This is a genomic window from Candidatus Frankia nodulisporulans (assembly GCF_902806475.1).
In the GTDB taxonomy this organism is placed as follows: domain Bacteria; phylum Actinomycetota; class Actinomycetes; order Frankiales; family Frankiaceae; genus Frankia; species Frankia umida.
This window is the reverse complement of the sequence record NZ_CADCWS010000518.1, coordinates 1-786: the sequence shown is the minus strand read 5'-3', so window position 1 is coordinate 786 and position 786 is coordinate 1. Positions and strand designations below refer to the sequence as shown.

The following is a 786-nucleotide window of genomic DNA, read 5'->3' as shown; positions in this document are numbered from 1 at the left end:
CGTCGGTGGCGCAGGCCCGTGCCCAGTGCAAGACGGCTCGGGAGACGTCCGCGAACCCGCTGGCCGCCCCCCGCCGTGCCGCCCGCCTCGCCGCCAAGACCGCTAAGGGCCGCAGAAGGGCCGCTAGGGCCGAGGTGAAGGCCGCCCGGGTGGCCTATCCGGCGGCGCTGTGCCAGCGGGCTCTGCAGGCGCATGCGGCCCATGTGGTGCCGACGTCCGGGGTGTCGGCCGCGTCGTGGCTGTCGTCGCAGGACTGGACGACGGTGTGGCCGGTGTCGCTGTCCGCCGGCTTGGTGGGCCTGCACGCCGCCGGCCTGTGGCTGGGCCGCTGCCACGCCGTCGCACCGGCCGTGGAGGGGGCGGTGTCCGCGGAGGAGCGCCAGCTTCTCGATCGGCTGCACCCCGAGTACTGGGCGGCACACGCCGCCGGCCGGGGTCTGGCGGGCACGCTCACCACCCCGCCGGCCGTCGGCCCGGGCGGGATCCGCTGCGAGGTGCGCCTCGACGGCGTCTGGACCGTCAAGGCCCTGACGGCCAAGACCGACAGTGTCCGGGCGTTGCTCGGGGCGCGGACTGCGTTGCGGCTGCGGATTACCGGTGGGGTGCGGGGTGGCTGGGCGGTTCTCACCCTGGCCACTCGCCAGGCCACCGACGGCCAGCCGGCGGCGTGGACGTCGGCCCGGATCCCTGCGGACCCCGCCGCGATGTCGGTGGGGGTGGATACCGAGACCGGGGAGGAGGTGCTGGTGGCGTTCGACGAACGGATGCTGATCTCCGGGGCGTCCG

At 75.7% G+C, this 786-nt stretch carries 1 protein-coding gene; it reads left to right on the top strand.

From position 1 onward, the window contains the following. Positions 1-786: hypothetical protein (locus tag G6R24_RS21215; protein WP_225438896.1), on the top strand; the 786-nt coding region annotated here is incomplete at both ends.